The organism is Streptomyces sp. 8L, assembly GCF_020176795.1.
GTDB lineage: Bacteria > Actinomycetota > Actinomycetes > Streptomycetales > Streptomycetaceae > Streptomyces.
The window spans coordinates 2,082-5,565 of the sequence record NZ_JAIUKE010000620.1 but is presented as its reverse complement, the minus strand read 5'-3'; the positions used below and the strand labels follow the sequence as shown (position 1 = coordinate 5,565).

General features: G+C 71.4%; 1 protein-coding gene. It reads left to right on the top strand.

Going from position 1 to position 3,484, the window contains the following annotated elements:
- Positions 1-379: 379 nt before the first annotated feature.
- Positions 380-3,208: a pyruvate, phosphate dikinase gene (gene ppdK / locus LCE31_RS35885; protein WP_225022049.1), complete on the top strand. Its 2,829-nt coding sequence runs from the start codon at positions 380-382 to the stop codon at positions 3,206-3,208.
- Positions 3,209-3,484: the final 276 nt, after the last annotated feature.

Genomic DNA, 3,484 nt, shown 5'->3' with positions numbered 1-3,484 from the left:
CCCTTTTCGCCGGTTTTTTCCCCGCCCCCTTTGGGGTTTTTATCCCCCTCTTTTACTCGCGGTGGCGCGGGGGGGGGGGGGGGGGGGTGGGGGGCGGGGCGGGGGGGGGGCCCCCCCCCCCCCCCCCCTTCCGCCTTCGAGGCCTGAACTCAGACGTCGTTATCATCGCTCATATGAGCATCGAAGGTCATGGAGGAGTCATCACCCCTTCGGGTTCTGAATGATCCGGAACAAAAGATTCCGTTTGGAGCCGCTTTCGATCCAGTGGCGGACGGGTGGTTATGGCCGTATGACAGAAAGGTGGACGTCCCCAGACGCCTTTGATCTGGGTATGTTCCTCGCCGTCAGGGCAGCCACCGCGTCCCGAGGAGTCGAGACCGTGTCGGAAAACAAAGATCGGCCGGCGAAGCAGCCGGAGCACACCGCGCCGACGGAGCGGACCGGAAAGGCCGGCGCGACCGGCCCCACCGGCAGCACCGGCGCGGCCGGTGGGGCCGAGCGGGCCCGGGCCGGAGAGAAGAGCGGCGCGGCGGCGAAGTACGTCTACGACTTCACCGAGGGCAACAAGGGCATGAAGGGACTGCTCGGCGGCAAGGGCGCCAACCTCGCCGAGATGACCAACCTGGGCCTGCCCGTCCCGCCCGGCTTCACCATCTCCACCGAGGCGTGCAAGGTCTACCTGGCCTCCGGAAGCGAACCGGCCACGCTGCGCCGCGAGGTGAGTGCGCACCTCGCCGCCCTTGAGGAGACGATGGGCAAGAAGCTCGGCCAGAGCGACGACCCCCTTCTCGTCTCCGTGCGCTCAGGTGCCAAGTTCTCCATGCCCGGCATGATGGACACGGTCCTCAACGTCGGCCTCTCCGACGACTCCGTGGACGGCCTCGCCGCGCAGGCCGGGGACGAGCGCTTCGCGTGGGACTCGTACCGCCGCCTGATCCAGATGTTCGGCACGACCGTCCTCGGCGTCGACGGCGAACTGTTCGAGGAGGCACTGGACGAGGCGAAGCACGGGCGCGGCGCGGCGACCGACGTCGAACTGGAGGCCCCGGACCTCAAGAAGCTCGTCCAGAGCTACAAGAAGATCGTCTCGCGCGAGGCGGGCCGCGAGTTCCCGCAGGACCCGCGCGAGCAGATGGACCTCGCGGTGCGCTCCGTCTTCGAGTCCTGGAACACCGACCGTGCCAAGCTCTACCGCCGCCAGGAACGCATCCCAGGCGACCTCGGCACGGCCGTCAACATCGTGGCGATGGTCTTCGGCAACCTCGGCCCCGACTCCGGCACCGGCGTCGCCTTCACCCGCGACCCGGCCAGCGGCCACCAGGGCGTCTACGGCGACTACTTGCAGAACGCGCAGGGCGAGGACGTCGTCGCCGGCATCCGCAACACCGTGCCGCTGGCCGACCTGGAGTCCATCGACAAGGCCTCGTACGACCAGCTCCTCGGCATCATGGAGACGCTGGAGAACCACTACCTCGACCTGTGCGACATCGAATTCACCATCGAGCGCGGCAAGTTGTGGATGCTCCAGACCCGGGTCGGCAAACGCACCGCGGGCGCGGCCTTCCGCATCGCGACCCAGCTCGTCGACCAGGGCCTGATCGACGAGGCCGAGGCGCTGCGCCGCGTCAACGGCGCGCAGCTCGCGCAGCTGATGTTCCCGCGCTTCGACGACGACGCCAAGCGCGACCTGCTCGGCCGGGGCATCGCCGCGTCGCCCGGCGCGGCCGTCGGCAAGGCTGTCTTCGACTCGTACACCGCCATCAAATGGTCCCGCTCCGGCGAGAAGGTCATCCTCGTACGGCGGGAGACCAACCCCGACGACCTCGAAGGCATGATCGCGGCCGAGGGCATCCTCACCTCGCGCGGCGGCAAGACCTCGCACGCCGCGGTGGTGGCCCGCGGGATGGGCAAGACCTGTGTGTGCGGCGCGGAGGAGCTGGAGGTCGACACCAAGAAGCGGCGGCTGAGCGTCGGTTCGCGGGTCGTGGAGGAGGGCGACGTCATCTCCATCGACGGCTCCACGGGCAAGGTCTACCTCGGCGAGGTGCCCGTCGTGCCGTCACCGGTCGTGGAGTACTTCGAGGGCCGCATGCACGCGGGCGCGGAGGAGGCCGGCGAACTGGTCGGCTCCGTGCACCGGATGATGGCGTACGCGGACCGGCGCCGCCGGCTGCGGGTCCGCGCCAACGCCGACAACACCGAGGACGCGCTGCGCGCCCGCAGGTTCGGCGCGCAGGGCATCGGCCTGTGCCGGACGGAGCACATGTTCCTCGGCGAGCGCCGGGAGATGGTCGAGCGGCTGATCCTCGCCGACACCGACGAGGAGCGCGAGGCCGCGCTCGGCCAGCTGCTGCCGCTCCAGAGGGCCGACTTCGTCGAACTGCTCGAAGCCATGGACGGCGTGCCCGTGACCGTGCGCCTGCTCGACCCGCCGCTGCACGAATTCCTGCCGGACATCACGGAGTTGTCGGTACGGGTGGCGCTCGCGGAGGCCCGCAGGGACCACAACGAGAACGATCTGCGGCTCCTCCAGGCCGTGCACAAGCTCCACGAGCAGAACCCGATGCTGGGCCTGCGCGGTGTGCGCCTCGGCCTGGTCATCCCCGGCCTGTTCGCCATGCAGGTACGGGCGATCGCGGAGGCCGCGGCCGAACGCAAGGGCGCCAAGGGTGACCCGCGCGCCGAGATCATGATCCCGCTCGTCGGCACGGTGCAGGAGCTGGAGATCGTACGGGACGAGGCCGAGCAGGTCATCGCGGACGTCGAACGGGCCACCGGCACCCGGCTGAAGCTCTCCCTCGGCACGATGATCGAGCTGCCGCGCGCGGCCCTGACGGCGGGTCAGATCGCGGAGGCCGCCGAGTTCTTCTCGTTCGGCACCAACGACCTGACCCAGACCGTGTGGGGCTTCAGCCGGGACGACGTGGAGGCCAGCTTCTTCACCGCGTACCTGGAGAAGGGCATCTTCGGCGTCTCCCCGTTCGAGACCATCGACCGCGACGGCGTCGGCGCGCTGGTGCGGGACGCGTGCCGGGCGGGGCGGGCCACCCGGCCGGACCTGAAACTCGGCATCTGCGGCGAGCACGGCGGCGACCCGGAGTCCGTCCACTTCTTCCACGAGGTGGGCCTCGACTACGTGTCCTGCTCGCCGTTCCGCATCCCGGTCGCCCGCCTGGAGGCGGGCCGCGCGGCGGTGCTCGGCGCGTAGCGGCGCGGGCGCGCGAGCCCGCTCCGCCGCGTTCGCCGCCCACGGCCGCGCTCACGCACGCGACCACGCGCCTGTCCACAGTCCACCGGGGGGGCCCCCCCCCCCGCGGCCCCGCCCCCCCCGGGGGGGGGCCCGGCGCGCCGCCCGCGCCCCCCCCCCCCGCGGCGCCCCCCCCCCCCCGGGGCGGGCGGGGCCCAAAGGCCCGGGGGCGCCCCCCCCGGGGGGGCCCCCCGCCCCCCGGCCCCCCCCCGCCGGCCCCAATGGACACATCTTGAC